This is a genomic window from Metaplanococcus flavidus (assembly GCF_042675885.1).
Classification (GTDB): Bacteria; Bacillota; Bacilli; order Bacillales_A; family Planococcaceae; genus Planococcus; species Planococcus flavidus.
In genome coordinates this window covers 133,164-150,584 of record NZ_JBHTKI010000022.1, presented here as the reverse complement: position 1 = coordinate 150,584, position 17,421 = coordinate 133,164, and the positions used below count along the sequence as shown (strand labels likewise).

General features: G+C 45.0%; 15 protein-coding genes, 1 pseudogene and 1 riboswitch. Of the genes and pseudogenes, 12 read left to right on the top strand and 4 right to left on the bottom strand.

Going from position 1 to position 17,421, the window contains the following annotated elements; genetic code table 11:
- Positions 1-508 precede the first annotated feature (508 nt).
- On the bottom strand, positions 509-1,270 hold the full coding sequence (locus ACFQ1X_RS14195; protein WP_144838454.1) for an SDR family oxidoreductase: 762 nt from the start codon (positions 1,268-1,270) through the stop codon (positions 509-511).
- 141 nt (positions 1,271-1,411) lie between these two features.
- Between ACFQ1X_RS14195 and ACFQ1X_RS14190 the strand changes: the two genes are divergently transcribed.
- From ACFQ1X_RS14190 to ACFQ1X_RS14160, 7 genes and pseudogenes are all read left to right on the top strand, one after another.
- Positions 1,412-1,963 (top strand): TetR/AcrR family transcriptional regulator, encoded by a 552-nt coding sequence (locus tag ACFQ1X_RS14190; protein WP_144838452.1) that lies wholly within the window; start codon positions 1,412-1,414, stop codon positions 1,961-1,963.
- Between the two features lie 55 nt (positions 1,964-2,018).
- Positions 2,019-3,260, top strand: a complete 1,242-nt coding sequence (locus tag ACFQ1X_RS14185) for a serpin family protein (protein WP_144838450.1) — start codon at positions 2,019-2,021, stop codon at positions 3,258-3,260.
- A 234-nt stretch (positions 3,261-3,494) separates the two neighbouring features.
- On the top strand, positions 3,495-5,006 hold the full coding sequence (locus ACFQ1X_RS14180; protein ID WP_379083081.1) for a flotillin family protein: 1,512 nt from the start codon (positions 3,495-3,497) through the stop codon (positions 5,004-5,006).
- Positions 5,007-5,273: 267 nt separating this feature from the next.
- Positions 5,274-5,825: pseudogene (locus ACFQ1X_RS14175) on the top strand (DUF5996 family protein); the annotation flags it as partial.
- A 448-nt stretch (positions 5,826-6,273) separates the two neighbouring features.
- Entirely contained in the window at positions 6,274-6,423 is a 150-nt protein-coding gene (gene rpmG / locus ACFQ1X_RS14170) for a 50S ribosomal protein L33 (protein ID WP_144838448.1), read from the top strand.
- Positions 6,424-6,528: 105 nt separating this feature from the next.
- A complete protein-coding gene (locus ACFQ1X_RS14165; RefSeq protein WP_144838446.1) occupies positions 6,529-7,551 on the top strand; it encodes a metal ABC transporter solute-binding protein, Zn/Mn family in 1,023 nt (340 codons plus the stop codon).
- A gap of 128 nt (positions 7,552-7,679) precedes the next feature.
- The gene (locus ACFQ1X_RS14160; protein WP_144838444.1) at positions 7,680-8,210 is read left to right on the top strand and encodes a DinB family protein; all 531 of its coding nucleotides are present in this window, start codon (positions 7,680-7,682) and stop codon (positions 8,208-8,210) included.
- A gap of 80 nt (positions 8,211-8,290) precedes the next feature.
- On the opposite strand, the gene ACFQ1X_RS14155 is transcribed toward ACFQ1X_RS14160, so the two are convergent.
- A complete protein-coding gene (locus tag ACFQ1X_RS14155) occupies positions 8,291-8,950 on the bottom strand; it encodes a class D sortase (protein WP_379083076.1) in 660 nt (219 codons plus the stop codon).
- Between the two features lie 3 nt (positions 8,951-8,953).
- A complete protein-coding gene (locus tag ACFQ1X_RS14150; protein ID WP_144838442.1) occupies positions 8,954-10,288 on the bottom strand; it encodes a processed acidic surface protein in 1,335 nt (444 codons plus the stop codon).
- 1,277 nt (positions 10,289-11,565) lie between these two features.
- Between ACFQ1X_RS14150 and ACFQ1X_RS14145 the strand changes: the two genes are divergently transcribed.
- The 5 genes from ACFQ1X_RS14145 to ACFQ1X_RS14125 all read left to right on the top strand — a co-directional run bounded on the left by ACFQ1X_RS14145 (position 11,566) and on the right by ACFQ1X_RS14125 (position 14,470).
- Positions 11,566-12,123, top strand: a complete 558-nt coding sequence (locus tag ACFQ1X_RS14145; RefSeq protein ID WP_144838438.1) for a copper resistance CopC family protein — start codon at positions 11,566-11,568, stop codon at positions 12,121-12,123.
- Positions 12,120-13,181, top strand: a complete 1,062-nt coding sequence (locus tag ACFQ1X_RS14140; protein ID WP_144838436.1) for a copper resistance D family protein — start codon at positions 12,120-12,122, stop codon at positions 13,179-13,181. Before ACFQ1X_RS14145 ends, ACFQ1X_RS14140 begins: the two co-directional genes overlap by 4 nt.
- Before the next feature lie 267 nt (positions 13,182-13,448).
- Complete coding sequence (locus ACFQ1X_RS14135) at positions 13,449-13,745, top strand: MarR family transcriptional regulator (protein ID WP_379083071.1); 297 nt, start codon at positions 13,449-13,451, stop codon at positions 13,743-13,745.
- A gap of 38 nt (positions 13,746-13,783) precedes the next feature.
- Positions 13,784-13,984: a helix-turn-helix domain-containing protein gene (locus ACFQ1X_RS14130; protein WP_144838435.1), complete on the top strand. Its 201-nt coding sequence runs from the start codon at positions 13,784-13,786 to the stop codon at positions 13,982-13,984.
- Between the two features lie 51 nt (positions 13,985-14,035).
- Positions 14,036-14,470 carry a hypothetical protein gene (locus ACFQ1X_RS14125; RefSeq protein ID WP_144838433.1) on the top strand — a complete coding sequence of 145 codons (435 nt, stop codon included), beginning with the start codon at positions 14,036-14,038 and terminating at the stop codon, positions 14,468-14,470.
- Positions 14,471-15,284: 814 nt separating this feature from the next.
- On the opposite strand, the gene ACFQ1X_RS14120 is transcribed toward ACFQ1X_RS14125, so the two are convergent.
- Positions 15,285-16,592 (bottom strand): MFS transporter, encoded by a 1,308-nt coding sequence (locus tag ACFQ1X_RS14120; RefSeq protein WP_144838429.1) that lies wholly within the window; start codon positions 16,590-16,592, stop codon positions 15,285-15,287.
- Positions 16,593-17,236: 644 nt separating this feature from the next.
- Positions 17,237-17,413: riboswitch (cobalamin riboswitch) on the top strand.
- The last annotated feature ends 8 nt before the right edge of the window (positions 17,414-17,421 follow it).

Genomic DNA, 17,421 nt, shown 5'->3' with positions numbered 1-17,421 from the left:
TGGTCTTGGGAGTTGGAAATGCAAGGATTTATGGAGTTGCAGGGAAGTTTTGGTGAAGAAATTGTAAGAATTTCTTGTTAAAAGTGTGGATGGAGTGAGTTTCATAAATTTATTTGGGCAGACCCAATGTCCGCAATCACCCCAATTCTACCGCCCCGCTCAAACAACCCAAACCCCGATTTGAAAAAGCCTTAGCGTCCGCTAAGGCTTCCTTTAAACCATGGATATTTTTCGCGGGGCGAAAAACATCCGCTTTTGCCCTGGCAACTGAGAGGGAGGGAGATGATTTTATTGTCCGTCTGCATTTTTAACGAAAAGTGGTTTTCTATTTTTCCATAAAATGGATTTACTATCCGGAACAGCTTTAATACTATCCGGAGAATGAAAATACTATCCGCAACCGACAGAATACTGTCCGCATTCCAAAAATACTGTCCGGATGCAAAAATCGTCCCAAAAAAATGCCGATCCGTCATTCAAGCGGGACTGGCATTTCGAGTTGTTCCACTTAAAAAGCAGAAGTCCATCCTGCATCCGCAGTGACAACTGTGCCGTTGACGAAACTTGCTTCGTCTGATGCCAGGAACAATGCCACCTGGGCGATTTCTTCCGATTTCCCGGATCGTGGCATTAAGCCGTGCACAGCCTGCAGCCGGCCGGCGCCGAATTCGCTGATGTTCGTCATCGTGGAACCGATGTTGGTTTCCACGCCGCCTGGTGCGATCGCGTTGCAGCGGATGCCTGAGTTGGCATACATAAATCCGGTGTTTTTCGTTAAGCCGACAACGGCATGTTTTGAAGCGCCGTATGCAGCACCGGCGTGAGCTCCGTTCAAGCCGCCTGTTGAAGCGGTGTTGACGATGACACCTTTGCCTTTTTCAAGGAAAATCGGAAGCGCTTTACGAGTAGCCCGCATAACGCCTTTCATATTTACATCAAAAATCAGGTCCCATTTTTCATCCGTGATCTCGCCGACTGGCTCAAAGCCATCCATAATGCCGGCGTTATTGACCAGAATATCCAATGTGCCAAATTCATTTACCGCTGTATCAATCATGTTGTCGATATCTTCCTGGCTCATGACGTTCACTTTCACCGCTTTGGCGGTTCCGCCGTTCGCTGAAATGCCCTGTACCACTGCTTCGGCGCCGTCGAAATTCATGTCCGCAACGACCACTTTCGCGCCTTCAGCCGCATACAATTCCGCAATCGCCTTGCCCATTCCGGACGCAGCCCCTGTAACTACCGCAACTTTACCTTCCAATCTCATCAATAAAACCTCCTCATATTTAATGAACAAGTGTACAATAAAATTATAGACTTAAAAAGTAAGAATATTCAATAAACAAAAACGACAAAACTGTTCATTAACATAAAATATGACGAATTCTGTTCGCTGGGAGGTGGAAAAATGAAAACGGATTTACGGGTGTTCAAGACGAAAGAAGCGTTAAGGAAAGCGCTTATGCATTTATTGGAGCAAAAGAGTTTGAACTCGATTTCCGTAACCGAATTATGCCGGCTGGCGAAGGTCAATCGCGGAACATTTTATACGCATTATGGACAAGTTGAAAACCTGTTTGAGGAATACTTTAAGATGATTATGAAAGATTTGGCGGATTCTTATCAGGAGCCGTATAAACACGTGGAAAGCCTGCTGTCGAAAAACGTCAATCCAGCAACCATCCGCATTTTTCATCATATCGAAACTTATCAGCCATTCTACCGCATCGTTTTCTCGAAAACCGTGCCGCTGTCCTATTATTATCTGCTTTTTGATCAAGTGCAGAAACTGATCAAAGACGATATCAGCCATCATTATCAGACGGACATCGAAATACCGATGCTCAGCGCCTACCAGGCAAATGCCATTCTGGGCCTCGCGATAGAGTGGCACCGGCAGGATTTTCAGCAAAGTGCAACGGATATGAACCGGTTGCTTGTCAGGATATTGAGTATGTAAAACTTGTAACTTTCCCACCTATTTCCAGTCTAATGCGTTTAAAGGGGGTTGACCCATGAAAAAATTGATTCAGTTATTGATTGTCACGGGATTACTAACCGCTGTGTCAGGCTGCGGTATTATGCAGGATCAAGATCAAGCCAGTATGAAGATTGCGGATCATGTGGAATATGGAGAAACGGATTACGAACTGATTGCGGAGGCCAATAACATACTCGGCATGAAACTGCTGAAAGATTTATCGGCCAAAGAAGACGGAAACATCTTTGTGTCGCCAACAAGTTTGTATATGGCATTGGCGATGGTCTATAACGGAGCAGAGGGGGCAACGAAAGATGAAATTGCCAAAGTGCTTGAAGCGGAAGGGCTGGCTCCTGAAGAAATGAACAAAGCAAATGCATCACTTGTCACGAAACTGGCCAGTGATACAGAAGATATTGAACTGAATATAGCGAATTCCATCTGGGCAAAAGAAGGTTATACGTTTCGTGAGAGTTTTACAGAAAGCAGTCAGGATTACTATAACGCCAGGTTAGAAACCATTGACATTACAGATCCCGCTTCAGCAGACGCAATCAATGATTGGGTCAGTGACGCAACAAATGAAAGAATCGACAAGATGGCTGAAAGTCCGCTGCCCGGCAATTTGGTGGCCATGCTGTTGAATGCGATTTACTTTAATGGAGCGTGGCAGTACCCGTTTCCTGAGGACGCGACTGTTGAACGGCCTTTCCACCTGGAGGATGGTTCAACAGCACAAGTTCCGCTGATGAGCTTGAACGAGCAGCTCTCTTACCTGGAGACCGACAACTTTCAGGCTGTGTCACTTCCTTACGGCGAGGGTGAGATGAATATGCATGTATTTCTGCCGGCTGAAACCTCTTCATTGGACGAATTCAAAGCATCGATGAATGAAGAAGAATGGGCCGGGTGGATGGCCGGATTCGAGTCGAATTTAGGCACCGTGATGCTGCCTAAATTTGAACTGGAATACGAAGTGAATTTAAATGATACTTTGCAGGAACTTGGCATGGAAACCGCCTTCAGCAGTGCTGACTTATCGAAAATGTTCGAAACAAGCAGCGGTTTGTTGATCAGTGAAGTGAAACAGAAAAGCTTTATCAACGTGAGTGAGGAAGGAACCGAAGCAGCGGCAGTCACTTCTATAGGGGTCGATACATCAGGACCAGCAGAACCGCCATTTGAACTGATTGTAGACCGGCCATTCTTCTTCGCAATTACGGACGAAGAAACCGGCGTGATCCTGTTCATGGGTTCAATCGAGAACCCGGTATAGCAGAACTCTGATTGCCCGGAAACTGAAGGAAGAGAAACGCTGTCGACAAGGCGGCTTCTCTTCCTTTTTATTTCCTTTTTTCAAGAAAAAAAGAATTAGCTCTAAATTCCAAATTTACTGAAACGTTTTCCAATTCTCGTCGTATAATTATTATGCAGTAAAAATTCAGGAACATGGCTGCACTTACTTATTTGAATTTCAAATAAGAATACAACTCAAAGGGGAGATGTACGAATGTTGGAATCAATCGGATACGCCACACTGGGAATTGCGGTGTTGATCGTCGCAGTACTGGCTGGTATCGGGTACTTTTTCTGGGTAAGATTCCGTTACCGGACGGCCAAATCAAACGAGGCATTGATTATTACGGGACCGAAACTTGGGGATCCCGAGAAAGATACGAATATTTTTAACGATGAAGAAGGAAGGTCGATGAAAATCATACGGGGCGGCGGCTACCGCTTGCGCCGTTTCCAGACTTCCACACCGGTCAATTTGACTTCATTCCAATTAAAGCTTTCAACACCGCGTGTGTATACGATTGCCGGCGTGCCGATTGTGGCGGATGCCGTGGCCATGGTGAAAGTGGCTGATACGTTGAACGGCATCGCGAATTACGCCGAGCAATTCCTCGGCAAAGAGCAGAACGAAATCGAAACGGAAATCATCGAGGTGCTCGGCAGTAATCTGCGGGCGATTCTGTCCAAGATGACGGTCGAAGACATTAACGGAGACCGTGAGAAATTCAATCTGGACGTCCAGGAAGTGGCCCAAAAGCAATTGGATTTGATGGGCTTTAAAATCACATCTCTTGGGCTGACGGATCTGCGTGATGCGGATGAAACGAACGGCTACCTGGAAAACCTTGGCCGGCCGCGGATCGCTGAAGTCCGCAAGCGGGCTGAAATCGCAGAAGCGGAAACAGACCGCGAAACCCGGATTCAACGGGCGCGCACCGATCAGGAAGCGAAAGAGGAAGAATACAAGCGCCAAATTTCGATTGCTGAATCGCGGAAAGAAAAAGACATCAAAGATGCCGCGTTCAAAGAAGAAACAGAACGGGCGCGGGCGAAATCCGAGCAGTCTTATGAACTTGAAAAAGTGAAGCTTGCAAAAGAAATCCAGGACGAAGAATTGAACCTGAAATTCATGGAGCGGGAACGCGCCGTTACATTGGAAGAAGAGGAAAGCAAAGTCCGCAAAACGAAAGTGGATGCCACTTATTACGAAACCACACGTTCCGCAGAAGCGGAAGCCCGCAAGTCGATTATCAGCGGGGAAGCGAAAGCGAAAATCCGTCGCGACGAAGGTGCCGCGGAAGCGGAAGTTATCCGCGAACGAGGGAAAGCAGAAGCCGAATCGCGCAAACTGCTTGCTGAAGCGATGGAGGAACACGGCGATGTTATCATTGCAGAGAAACTGATTGATATGCTGCCGGTATTTGCTGAAAAAGTAGCGCAGCCACTCAACAATATCGAATCCGTGAAAATCATCGATTCCGGCAATGGCCAGGGAGTGCCTTCCTTCGGCCGCAGTGTCACAAAGACAATGGTTGATATGCAGGAACCGCTGCGGGAAATGACCGGTATTGATATCGGAGACTTATTGAAATCCTATGTCGGCAGAGCACAAGGCGAAATCGTTCAGCCTTCCAAGCAGCCTCAGCCGGAAGAAGAAACGATAGAAAATGAACCGAATGAAGAGTCCAATGAAGAAAGAAATGAAGAACAGAGTGAAGAGAAGTAATCCACAACTTCTTTTCTGTGGATAAAGGAATATCCCTCTGCTTGTCGAATATTTAACTGTGGATAAGTAAAAAATGACAGAAGACCGGTTCTTATCCACAGGAACCGGTCTTTTATCGTCTACCGACAGGAGGAGGATGTATTGGTAATCGATGTGATCAGGCATTCTGAATGGGCGGAAACCAAATTCACCTTGCATTTGCTTTCACAGATTCTCGGGAAGATAAAATTGGAGACAGCACAGCAGGAACCGTAATGGGCACATGTCGCATTGACCATTACACCGGACGGCTTCAGTAGGGGGATTTTGTTTACAACGAGCCAGGTATTTCAAGTGGATATGGATATTCGGCACAGCCGCATCATTGTCAACGTTGATGGCGATACTGAGTTTATTGAGCTGAAGACGTCCAAATCGATCAAAACGTATTTTGAGGAAATATTTTCAGCGCTCCATGCCCGGGGCATCAAGTTGAAAATCAATCCAAAACCGCAGGAAATGGCCTATCGTGTGCCTTTGAACGAAGACGATACATCGAGGGAATTCGATCAGCACAGCGCTTTGCGGGGATTGAAACTTTTCCAGTTTGCGCTACTGGAGCAATCAAAGTTTGTCGCGCCGTTGCGCTGTCGAAAAATGAAACCGGCATTATTTTGGGGCACTTTCGACGTGTCGATGATCATCCTGCCCGGCATAATGGAGCCGTATCCCGAAGACAGGGTCATCGAAAAGGCGGCTTTTGATGAGCACATGGTCGAATATGGTTTTTGGCTCGGCGATGAGCAAACGGATATTCCCACCTTTTTTGTGCTGCCCTAACCGTTTCTTTACAAAGATTTAAATGATCCAGTGCAGCCTCCAGAAGCCTATTACGATGGAGCGAAAAGCGAATATTTTCTGCCTTTGAGTGCTGTTGCCGGAGAGGAACTTTCAAGTGGAAAAGTTCAGGGATTTTTCCGTACGACCTTTGAAGTCTTAAGGTCCGAATTGAAATGGGAAGGCTGTGACTATTATTTCACGCCATTAAAATGAAAAAGCAAAACGGATCAAAATAAAAAAATACAAGCGAAAAATGAATGGAGAAGACGATGGGAAAAGCCGCTGGAAAACGGCTTTTTTCTTGTGTCCATGTTTTGCCGGGGCGGCTGATTATAAGAAAAGTTTAAGTTGATCAAGAAAGTCCTTGCAGATTCAGCATTTTAATCATATGATATAAAACGTAATTATTACTATTTATAAAGATGATTTCTATTAAGGAGGAAAAGATATGAGAGTGAACATCACATTGGCTTGTACTGAAACCGGAGACCGCAATTACTCGACGGTAAAAAACAAACGCAATAATCCTGAGCGGCTTGAAATGAAGAAATACAGCCCGCGTCTGCGGAAAGTAACTTTGCATAGGGAAACAAAATAAAAAAATTTACGGTTTTACAAATCGTAATCGTTACGATAATGTCTGAAGACAAATAAATGAGCAAAGCATGTGAAGAACATAAATTAGTGAATTGAGGGATTTCATTTGAAAAAATTATTACTGCCGGCCCTGCTGCTGTTAATAGCGAGCGGCTGCGGCAATACGGATGAAGCTGTGACAAGTACAGACACCGAAAGTGCAGCAACAGAAGAAAAGATCGAGATTTATACAACCGTATATCCGCTTACATATTTCACGGAACGGATTGGCGGGGAGCATGTGAACGTCCAGTCCATCTATCCGCCTGGTTCGAACGAGCATACATTCGAACCAACTCAGCAGGACATGATTGCAATGGCTGAAGCTGATGCTTTATTCTATATCGGATTTGGGCTGGAAAGTTTTATTGAGAGTGCTAAACAGACTTTAAGCAATGAAAATGTTGAATTCATAGCCACTGCTGAATCGATTCCTGAAGTAGAGCTTGGCGAAGAACCTTCGCATGAAGAGGGAATAAAAGAAGAGGAGCGTGATTACGAAGAAGGAACGGAAGACCATGATCACGACCACGCAGAAGAAACGGAAGAAAACCACGATCACAGCTATGAAGTGGATCCGCATGTCTGGATTTCACCGGTGTTGAGCAAGCAGCTTGCTGAAGCCGTCAAAAATGATCTGGTGGAGCGTGACAGCGAAAACGCTGAGGAGTACATAGCGAATTACGAACAATTGATTGAGGAACTTGAAGAACTGGATACGTCGTTCGAGGACATGGCAGCTGCCGCGGAACAGAAATCCTTTTTCGTTTCGCATTCGGCATTCGGCTACTGGGCAGATGCTTATGATTTAAACCAGGTTGCGGTAGCAGGATTGAACAGCCAGGATGAGCCGTCCCAGCAGGAACTTGTAGAAATTGTGGAACAGGCGGAAGAACTGAATATCGAATATATCGCCTTCGAGCAAAATGTTTCCTCGCGGCTGACGGAGATCATCCAAAAAGAAATAGGAGCGGAAGCTGTGCAATTGCATAACCTGAGCGTATTAACCCAGGAAGAAATCGATGCAGGCGAAACTTATTTTTCATTGATGCAAAAAAATATTGAAGAGATGGAGAAAATTCTTCAATAAATCAAATCGGATATCGGATGCATCCTGCCAAGTGAAATCCAGCAGGAAATTCAGGGGATAACGCGAATATACACAGGGTGTAAACAAACTTTTCTTAAGGACTGCTGAAAACGAAAAGGGGTGCCTGTATGAATTTTCGATTTGAAGAAGCCATTCAACTGCTCGCGCGTACACCAGCCAGTCTGGAAATGTTCCTGTCCGGATTGCCTGAAGGATGGATCCATTGCAACGAAGGCGAAGGGACCTGGAATGCGGAAGAAGTGATCGCCCACCTGATTGAAGCGGAGATCAGCAATTGGATTCCACGGATTGAGACGCTCCTCCGGGAAGGCGAAAGCAGGCCGTTTCCGCCATTCGACCGCTTTGCCCATCTCGACACCAGCGCTGACACAACACTTGAGCAAAAGTTGGCGGCTTTCAAGGAAATCCGAAGATCCAATCTGGAAAAATTGAAAGACCTGGTCAATAACGACAAAGATCTTGATTTGCGAGGCACCCACCCTGAATTCGGCTCGGTCACATTACGCGAATTGCTCTCCACATGGGTGGTCCATGACCTGACGCACATCTCCCAAATCACTCGTGTGATGGCGGAAAGGTATCGGCAGGACGTAGGCCCGTGGCAGCAATACCTGAGCATTTTAAAAGTGAGAAAGTGAATTGCGGTAGAGTTCTTACTATAAAAATAGTGTATACGCAAAAAGCGCCCAGCTGCATCAATCACAGCTGGACGCTTCTTTTATTCCTTCGACACAAGATCCGCAATCAGGATAAAGCGTTCCGGTGCATAGCCGATAAAGTCGAAAGGATAACAGGTCGAGACCGTCAGCACAGCTTTCGGTTTCGGCACAATCACCGTCCGGTCATCCGCATCCACAATCCGGGTCTTTCTCACCTTATACGTAAATGTTCCAGCAGACGTCTCGACAATCAGCAAGTCACCTTTTCCGACTTCGCCTAATTCACGGAACACCGTATCGCGGTGGCCGGAAAGAACCGAGTTGTCGTTTTCGCCCGGCAGGACGCTGTCGGCAAAATGGCCGACGCCTTTTACAAGCTCATCTTCATCCGTCCCATGATAAATCGGCAAGGTGGCGTCGATTTTCGGAATCACAAGCGATCCGATATTCTCGCCTTTTTCCGGGCGCACCGGATAGAGCACTGCATCTCCTTCAGTGTCTGCAGTTTCTTTCGTTAAGCTGACAGTCTCAGTGGAAGGAGGCGTTTTCTCGCCGACTTCGGCTTGGGCTGCCTGGTCGGTCTTGAAAAGCATATAACCTTTCATGAAAGAAGCCGCGTTTGTACCGCTGAACCAAAGGCCGAAAGCTATCATCGATAAAGCGAGGACCGACAAAATGAATTTGTTGCGGCCTGCGCCTCTCTTTCTTTCTTTTCTCATCGATTAATTGCCCGCAGTTTTCATACGGCGGAATAACAGCAACCCGATCAATACGAATGCCAGGCCGATCAATGCATTGCTGAGGTAATTGGAAGCCGTTTTCGGAAGCTTCGCGCCTTTTACTGTCTTAACAGCTTTTACATCTTTTTTCACGGTTTCTTTTTTAGGAGCAGCGACAACTTCTTTCACCACTTCAAGGTCTTTCGCTGTTTCTGTAATGATTTCAGAACCGAACATTTCAGCTGTGAGAATGAGGTCGGCAAGGAAAGTGCCTTGCTTATTGTAAATTTCAATCAATAAATCATAGCCGTCCGTTGATTCCAATGTCATCAAGGCAGCTAAAGTAAGGGGCTGCTTTTCTTTTCCATCAGTGAGGTAATACTTCGCATCAATTTGGAACAGGTTCATGGTATCCGTTAAAATATCCAGAATCTCAGCGATTTGAGCAGCATCCAGTTCATCTGCACTTTCGAATTCCTCAATCGTTTCCATGCGCTCTGCCAGAACTTCCAATTGAGCAAGGAAAGTTTCATCTTCCAGATCCAATCCGAGGAAATGCTCAAACAGTCGATCCAATTCTTCATCCGTCAAACCGATTTCCGTGAAAAGACCTTCAATGCCAAAGTCGATGTCTGCAAGATTCTCTTCATCCAGATAATACTCTACGTAGGAATAAAGATCTTCGTTAAAAATGAGGGAAGTTCCTTCCATTACATCTTCGTCTTCTGCAAGATCATAATTGTCGACAAGCAATGCGTTCAATTCTTCGCGTGTCAATTCAAAATCAGCCATCACTGTCTGAACATCTTCTTCAGTCAATGGCGTTCCAAGTTCTCCGATTTCCCAAAAATCCGCCAAAGACCAGCCTTTGCTGTCGAGAAATGCCAGGTAATCTTCTTTCGACCAGTTGATGTCCTCAAGGAAACTCGAAAATTCCGTGTCATTTTCATCAATTCCTGCACTCAAATAGAATTCTGTGTAGTAGTCAAGATCTTCGTTGAAGATGATATAAATGGAGTCCAATACATCTTCGCCTTCTTCAATTTCGCCAAAATCAAAATGCAGCGCGTTCAACTCTGAGCGAGTCAATTCATATTTGGCCATAATGGCCTGTACGCCCTCTTCAGACAAAGGCATACCCAATTCTTCTATCTCCCCGAACTCTTCCAGGGACCAATCTTTGCTCTTCAAATAATTTATGTAATCTTTTTTGGACCAGTTGATTTCTTTCAGAAATGCGTCAAACTCCGGATCACTTTGATCGATTGCAAACGTTGAAACAGGCACAGCAGAAACCACCAATAATACTGCCATCAATAAAGCCAATAATTTTTTCATTTCTTTCCCCCATCTAACAAGATTGTGATATCCAGAAAATTATAATCCGTAAATTCCAAAGCTAGTATAGGTCATAAGTAATTATTTTCAAAAAAGTTCCAAAATACTGGTTGATTTATGCCAAAGAAATCTGAACCGGAGAAAAAGCAGCAAAATACTGGTGCCGCGGAGAGTCTCAATGTCCGTAATATTAACCATGGCAGGGCGATGCAGTTCAACAGAAATTTTTCGGAAATAAAAAAGTCGGATCTAAAACGGTAATAATGATGATCCTATAAAGAAAGTGCCTTAAAAGCCCCCTGCACCTGAAAAAAAGTCTATAAAAAAACAGGGGGAAGATTCACCCCTGGAGAAAAGCCACCTTAACCACTCCGGCTATGACGATACACATACCTATGAATATGAAGGTATTGTATGGATTTTTTCTGATTACTTGAACCAGTTTTGATATCTCGGGGTGAATCAGCAGCAGTATGAATCCCCCGATTAAACTTAGTACAACAGTTACTACGATTGATTGAATGTCCATTGAACCATCTCCTTTGAATTTTATGCCTACCTCTTTCTTCTATGCATCTTGGGTATGCCTTACAACCTGTAAACACCGGAACCCGTGAAATCAGACTCTAGAATCAGTTTGAGTGGAATCTTTGTATTATGATATGCGGTTCACGCTACAAAATTCCTTGCACAACTATCTACCCGGCCGAACCTTAAGTGCGGAGTTTTAGTTGAAAAATCTTTGTATACTTATATCGCGTGCCGAACGGTGAGTGCGGAATGTAAGCTGAAAGATTCTTTGTATAGTACTATTGCGGGCCAATCTGCGAGTGCGGAGTTTTAGCTGAAAAACCCATCTCTTAAATAAACAAAAAAGTTCAAAGTTCACTCCTAATTTCCATAAAAAATTTAAATAAAATTCATATACATTTAATTTAAACAGAATCTTCCCCTTCAAAAGTGCAATCATAGTGCAGTCCTTTAAAGCTGCTTTAAGTATGGCACGTTTTAGAATGAACTTCTTCCCCCCTGAAGTTTCAACATTTCAAGTGTGGCAAGTTTTTAAGCGAACTTCGCTACCCCTAACAAGTTCACGGATCAGGTAGCTTGAAAATGAAACGTATCAAAATATCTATACTTTTCGTTATAACTATAGAACAAAAAAATTCAGCTATTGTTTGTACATTGCTGGCACATCAAATAATATAAGAAAGTTAACGGATATTATTTTTACCTTAAATAATCTTACAAAATCAAACAGAAAGTTGGCACATCTAATGAAAAAACTAATGATAATTGCATTACTGTTAATGTTTCTACCATCTACAGCTCATGCCCACTCGGGCTTATCCTCTTCAACACCCGCTGAAGGTGAATCGCTTGATCAGGCACCTGCTGAAATTCTGTTTCAATTCGACACGCCCATCCAGCAGGGGGAGATGAACATTACTGAAGCATCCGGAAACGCCTTTGAATTTACCGGCGTCAGCGTTTCTGATACGGAATTGCGGGGTGAACTGAGCGAAGGTTTGCCAAATGGCGCCTATACAGTCTCCTGGAGTGTGATCAGCCAGGACAGCCATGAAGTAACGGGCACACTGACGTTCAGCGTTGCAGCGGAATCCATCGCAGAGGAACCTGTCGAAGAAGAGGTTGCCGAAGAAGCAACGGAAGAAGAAGCAACAACGGAAGAAGCAACCAGTGAGGAAGCAGAAGCAGCCTCTGCACCGGATGTGGAGCCTGCAAAAGCAGACACTCCATGGGTCACCATCCTCATCGTTGCGCTATTGATAATTGCAGCAGTCACGTTCTTCGTATTGGCCAGAAGAAAATGATTCTGTTCACCATCATTTCGGATTTTCTGCTTTATGTGATCGTTTCATTCCTTGCAGGCATTATCGTCCTGCAATTTGTTCCGGAACACAGGAAACCGTCAATCACCGTTAAAAAACCGACAGTACTGTTGGCGATTGCTTTCATCCCAGTGTTGTCGGCAGCACCAGCTATTCAATTGACCGGTCTGTTGGTCAATAACGCAGGGGCAGGCACCGCAATATGGACAGCCATCAGCGAATTCCAGATTGGCCAGAGTTTTGCATTCAGTCTGTTCCTCGCATTTTTCTGGTTCGGTGCGGCAGCGGTCAATAGTTCGAAATACATTCAGGCGTTCTGGCTGCTGCTGGTCATCATCAATATGGGCTTCGGCAGCCACGCGGCTTCGCTCGACTTGCTTACGGGCTTGCTCAGCCACACCCTGCATTTTCTGTCACTGGCGTTATGGGCCGGGGTGTTGATCGTCGTTACCTGGTTTTCTGCGGCTCCCACCAACTGGAGCAGTTTTCTGAAATGGTTCACTCCTTTTGCTTTCGGCATGATGGCAATGATCCTGCTGAGCGGTTTTACAGTGTGGCTGCTGTTTTCAAAACCCGCCGATTACACAGCTTCCTGGTTGCTGCCTTACGGACAGATGCTGTTGCTTAAACATTTGAGCATACTTCCTCTATTGGCGGCAGCCTTCCTTAACGGCTTTGGCAATGGGGAAAATGAGTTCTCACGCAGAGGATTGAAGCTGGAGACTATTATGCTTGGGCTGGTCTTTCTTTTCACTGCTGTTATGAGCAAGCTCGCACCGCCGCATGCAGTCAACAACACATTCATAACTGAAGGAGCGGCGCCGTTTATCGAAACGCTGATCGGGAAGCAATTTCTGCCGGTTGATCCGCAATTCGTTTTGTCGATTGACGGCATTCTGTTGCTGGTGGTCGGCGCATTTTTCATCAGTCTCATGATTATGAGCTTTTTTAGGGCTGTACCATTCTGGCTTTCATCCGTTTTTGGTGCCGGATTTGTGGTATGTGGATACTTGGGTATAATGCTGAACATGAACTTTTGATAAATGAAGCTTCAGGAAGACATTATTATGTAAAATTAAAAAAATTTTTTGAATCCGTCCCGAAGTAATTTTTCGGGGCTTTTTTTCTGGAGAATCCAGTCAAGGAGATGGTCCGGGGGAATAAATAGATAAAAAAACATCGAAATTAATTATATTACAAATATTATTTTCAGATTAATCTGATATAATGATGATTAGTTCGTGTTACTAAGGGTAAATTATGTAAGAAGATAAAAATTAATTGTTATTATATAGGAGGTGCGTATTGTGGTTGGTAAATATGCAGTTTATGAAAATTTAAGATCAGGAGAAAGTGACTTATTGAAGAAGTCACGCCGTTGCTTTAACGACCAGGATGAGAAGAACAGGAAGAACGGGGAATTTTTCATGGTTTATTTTCTTGCCAATTGTTCTTCTGAAGGGGTTTTATTCAAGACAATTAAAGAAATCACTACGGATTTGAATATGTCTCATGCATCCTTGACAAAAGTTCTGAAAACATTGGAAGATGAGCAATTCATTTATCGCCGAAATGGCATTATTGGTCTCCATCAGGACCGGTGAACCCAAAGGGGTAACAAGTTGCGAAAAAGAGGTGTGTGATGATGGTGAATTCAATCAGTGGCCTGCAGGGATTGAGAGAAGACAAGGGATTGTCATCAAAAGAACTCGCCCGGCAAGTGGGAGTAGCGACCAGTGCAATCTGGGGTTTTGAAAGCGGTGCGAAGAAAATGTCAGAGCAGCATGCTGAACGGTTGGCACAATTTTTCGATGTTCCGATGGAAACGCTGCTGCACGATTAAGTATACTTTGCCTGCACTATTTATGGCAGAACAGAAAAGGAAGGAGACCTCATGAAAAATACAGAAGCTTCAACAAATCATTTCTACCGGGAACGCGCCTTTACAAATCTCGCGGAAGGTTTGGAAGGGCGGGAGCAGGAAATAGCCAAAAATGCCTTATGGGAAATTCAGGTACTGAAACGGGAAGTCCAATTATTGCGCCGGGAAAAAGAGGTGCTGCTCCATGACAAAAAAGAGCTTAACGAATCCCTGAAAAGCGAGAAATACCGTTCCAAGGAAATGCTCCGCTATTTCAGCCGCTGGACGGAGGAGTTTGCAAAAATTATCAAAATCCCAATCGATATGGAAAACGAAGTGCATATCCGCCAGCATTATTTTTCATTGCGTGAATCCGCGAAAAACCTTGTTCATGGTTGCAGACGAAAATTGAAAGAAATCGATTATGCGACAGATGAAACGGATAAGCACACAGTCAGAAGGCATTGACGGCAGGAATCATCAACGGGGCGGCTACTGTCCGCCTCCATAATGGTTTGTGTTTCCGCCACCCCCATTGTAGTTGCTGCTTTCTCCCGGTTTTGCGTTTGAATTTATTGCGCGGTTCATAGTATTAATATTCTTTTTTCTTCTCCAATCAATAAAGCCCGTAAATCCGATCATGCCAAAAACCATGACAAAAAACCAGGTCATAGTATTCAGCTTGTTGAGAAAGTAAAAACGAAAACCGATATTGCGCAAAACAGCTTCGAAGACATTAGCCGAAGCGTGCAAGGCTAAGTCTTTGCGACGAAGCAGCGAAGCGATGCAGGAGCACCTAAAGGGACTCGCACTTCGTCGAAACGACGTTGGAAAGCCAACGCCGTTTCTGTCTCTGCATCGCTTCGCTAGCTTCGAGACATGAAAGAGCGTTGCTCCCCTGGGCGTCTTCGCTGTTTTGCTCCATATCTCAGCTCGTCCTCTACAAAGGAATAGATGTTCAAGCGTATTGCAAGTGGGCAAATGGACACTTCCATTATCAACACAGAACAGAATGAAGCGGCAGGCGGCGACTCCATCGGGAACCAGAGCGAGTCCTGAGACCCCGGAGGGAGCAATGCGACTGAGAAGGCTCAGGCCGCTCCCCGAGGAAAGCGTCCGCCTAGAGCGAAATGATTTGGGAAGTGAACAGTTTCTCGACAGCCTGAGTATTCCACCTCTATTTTTGGTGATCCTACTTACTTAGTGTGCCAAAAAATTGGAATAAAAAAGTAAGATTCTGTTAAAAGAATCTTACTGCATAATGTGGCTTTGCCGTGACGATCTATTCGCTGAACAGCGGTGTTTTTTCGGTGGGGCGCGGGGCAGGCAAAGCAAGAACTTCTTTTTTCTTAGTTTCTTTGACTGGCGGGTTCGCCATTAAAGCTGCGGCCATGCCTATTGCCGGAAACAGCATCATGGCCCAAAGGATCTGCTGATAGCCGCCGAAAATATCGAACGCCATGCCGAGCGGCAATGGACCGAGCGCCGATCCGGTCACGATCATCGCCATCGCAATGCCGCTGATACTGCCGATATGCTTGCGCCCGAAATAATTTGGCCAGACTACCGCCATAACAATACGTTCCATCCCCATGCTGACTCCCCAGACCAACCCAAACACAACGGCAGCCCCCAGGAAATTCGCATTTTGTAAAAGGAACAACGAAACAAGCTCACCTGCAAAAACCAGCACAAGCATATACTGCACTTTCACTTTATCGAGCAGCATACCTGTCACGAATGTTACAGGGAGCCCGATCAGCGCAGTTAAACTTAAAATTCCTGCAGCCAGTTCAAGCGATAAGGAATTTTCATGAAAAATGGACACAAGATGAAATGTCAGTCCCGTATTGACGATGCCGGGAATCGCGGCGCAAACGAGCAATAACCAGAAAGCGCGGGTTTTAGAAGCTTCGCTGACAGACCAACTGGCTTCTTCGGGCAGCTTTTTTGTTTTGTCTGTTTTTTCAGCTGAACCGTTATCCGGCAGCAAGCCGACATCTTCCGGTGAATTTCGGATAAGAAAGAGGGCAAGGGGAGTAAAAAGAACGATGATGATAGCCCCGAGCACCATCCACGACATGCGCCAGCCGAAAGCGTCAATCAGCCAGACATTCAATAGCGGAAACGCCGCGGAACTGACCAATCCGCCAATTGCGGCAATGCTTAGCGCTCGCCCTCTCTTTTTCACGAACCATTGCGGAATCAGTGAATTCGAAATCAGCGCCATCGAACCTTGTCCCAATAAACGAATAAGAAAGAAGCCGATGAACAGCATGAGCAAACTTGTCACAAAACTATTGAACAGGCAAGCCACCGCCAGCAGCACTGAGACGATCACCGCCATTTTCCGTGAACCGTTGCGGTCAATCAAACGCCCTACAAAAAACAGCAAAAAACCCGCTGCCAAAGTGGCGCCAGAATAGATACCGGACACCGTCGAGCGGCTCCAGCCAAAATCCTGTATATAATAATCGATGAAAATCGCATTTGAAAAAGTTTGTCCGGGGCCTGAGAAGAACTGTGACAAAGCCGCGATAGCGACGATGACCCAGCCATAGTGGAAGTTATTAGTAGCGAATTGTCTCATTACTGGAATTGCATCTCCATTATTGTTTAGTAGCCAAAAACCGCTGCAGATAAAAACATATAATTATTTCAATATCAGTTTCTTATCATAGCATAATTAATTTTTAATTAAAGTATATGAGACTACAGTAATAGAAATGAAATCTATCTGACAATTGCTATTTTCAGATAATCAATAAACGCTTTAATATTTGTTTGGAATTGCTATAATAAATTATACTCAATAGCTTAAATATGTATTCTATATAAACCGATATTCCGCAAAACAGCTTCGCTTGCCTGGGGGCTTGCGCTGAGCTAACTCGGTCTCGTTACACTTCGCCCGAGTGGATCTCAGCACTTCGCTTGGTCCCCTGGGCGTCTTCGCTGTTTCGCTCCATATCTTGATGAAGGAGTGGAAGACGGTGAAGAGCAAAGATATGTTCCTGTCTCTGTCCCCGCATCGCTTACGCTAGCTTCGGGACATGAAAGTACGCTGCACCGCTTCGTCGCAGAGAGCTGCCCTCGCAGGCTTCGGTCAACTCTTCGCTGGCGCGGTATGCATATAAAAAATTATTAATAAACTTATTGCTAAAAAATGCTGGCTAAGATATAGTTTAGAAATACAATATTTAGTGTATAATATATAGGAAAACACAATATATAGTAAAAACCGATAACAAAGGTGCCTGAAAAGGCTTAATAGGGAAGCCGGTGAAAATCCGGAGCTGTACCCGCAACTGTAAGTGCTGACGAGCTATGGAAACCACTGTCGAAAGATGGGAAGGCCATAGCAGAGGATGACGCACAAGCCAGGAGACCTGCCTTCGTTATATGTTAATTGCCTTCTC

Bases quoted from the DNA above. Each gene is read 5' to 3' on its own strand.
- ACFQ1X_RS14195 (WP_144838454.1), bottom strand. From the start codon at position 1,270: ATGAGATTGGAAGGTAAAGTTGCGGTAGTTACAGGGGCTGCGTCCGGA.
- ACFQ1X_RS14190 (WP_144838452.1), top strand. From the start codon at position 1,412: ATGAAAACGGATTTACGGGTGTTCAAGACGAAAGAAGCGTTAAGGAAA.
- ACFQ1X_RS14185 (WP_144838450.1), top strand. From the start codon at position 2,019: ATGAAAAAATTGATTCAGTTATTGATTGTCACGGGATTACTAACCGCT.
- ACFQ1X_RS14180 (WP_379083081.1), top strand. From the start codon at position 3,495: ATGTTGGAATCAATCGGATACGCCACACTGGGAATTGCGGTGTTGATC.
- rpmG (WP_144838448.1), top strand. From the start codon at position 6,274: ATGAGAGTGAACATCACATTGGCTTGTACTGAAACCGGAGACCGCAAT.
- ACFQ1X_RS14160 (WP_144838444.1), top strand. From the start codon at position 7,680: ATGAATTTTCGATTTGAAGAAGCCATTCAACTGCTCGCGCGTACACCA.
- ACFQ1X_RS14155 (WP_379083076.1), bottom strand. From the start codon at position 8,950: ATGAGAAAAGAAAGAAAGAGAGGCGCAGGCCGCAACAAATTCATTTTG.
- ACFQ1X_RS14150 (WP_144838442.1), bottom strand. From the start codon at position 10,288: ATGAAAAAATTATTGGCTTTATTGATGGCAGTATTATTGGTGGTTTCT.
- ACFQ1X_RS14145 (WP_144838438.1), top strand. From the start codon at position 11,566: ATGAAAAAACTAATGATAATTGCATTACTGTTAATGTTTCTACCATCT.
- ACFQ1X_RS14140 (WP_144838436.1), top strand. From the start codon at position 12,120: ATGATTCTGTTCACCATCATTTCGGATTTTCTGCTTTATGTGATCGTT.
- ACFQ1X_RS14130 (WP_144838435.1), top strand. From the start codon at position 13,784: ATGATGGTGAATTCAATCAGTGGCCTGCAGGGATTGAGAGAAGACAAG.
- ACFQ1X_RS14125 (WP_144838433.1), top strand. From the start codon at position 14,036: ATGAAAAATACAGAAGCTTCAACAAATCATTTCTACCGGGAACGCGCC.
- ACFQ1X_RS14120 (WP_144838429.1), bottom strand. From the start codon at position 16,592: ATGAGACAATTCGCTACTAATAACTTCCACTATGGCTGGGTCATCGTC.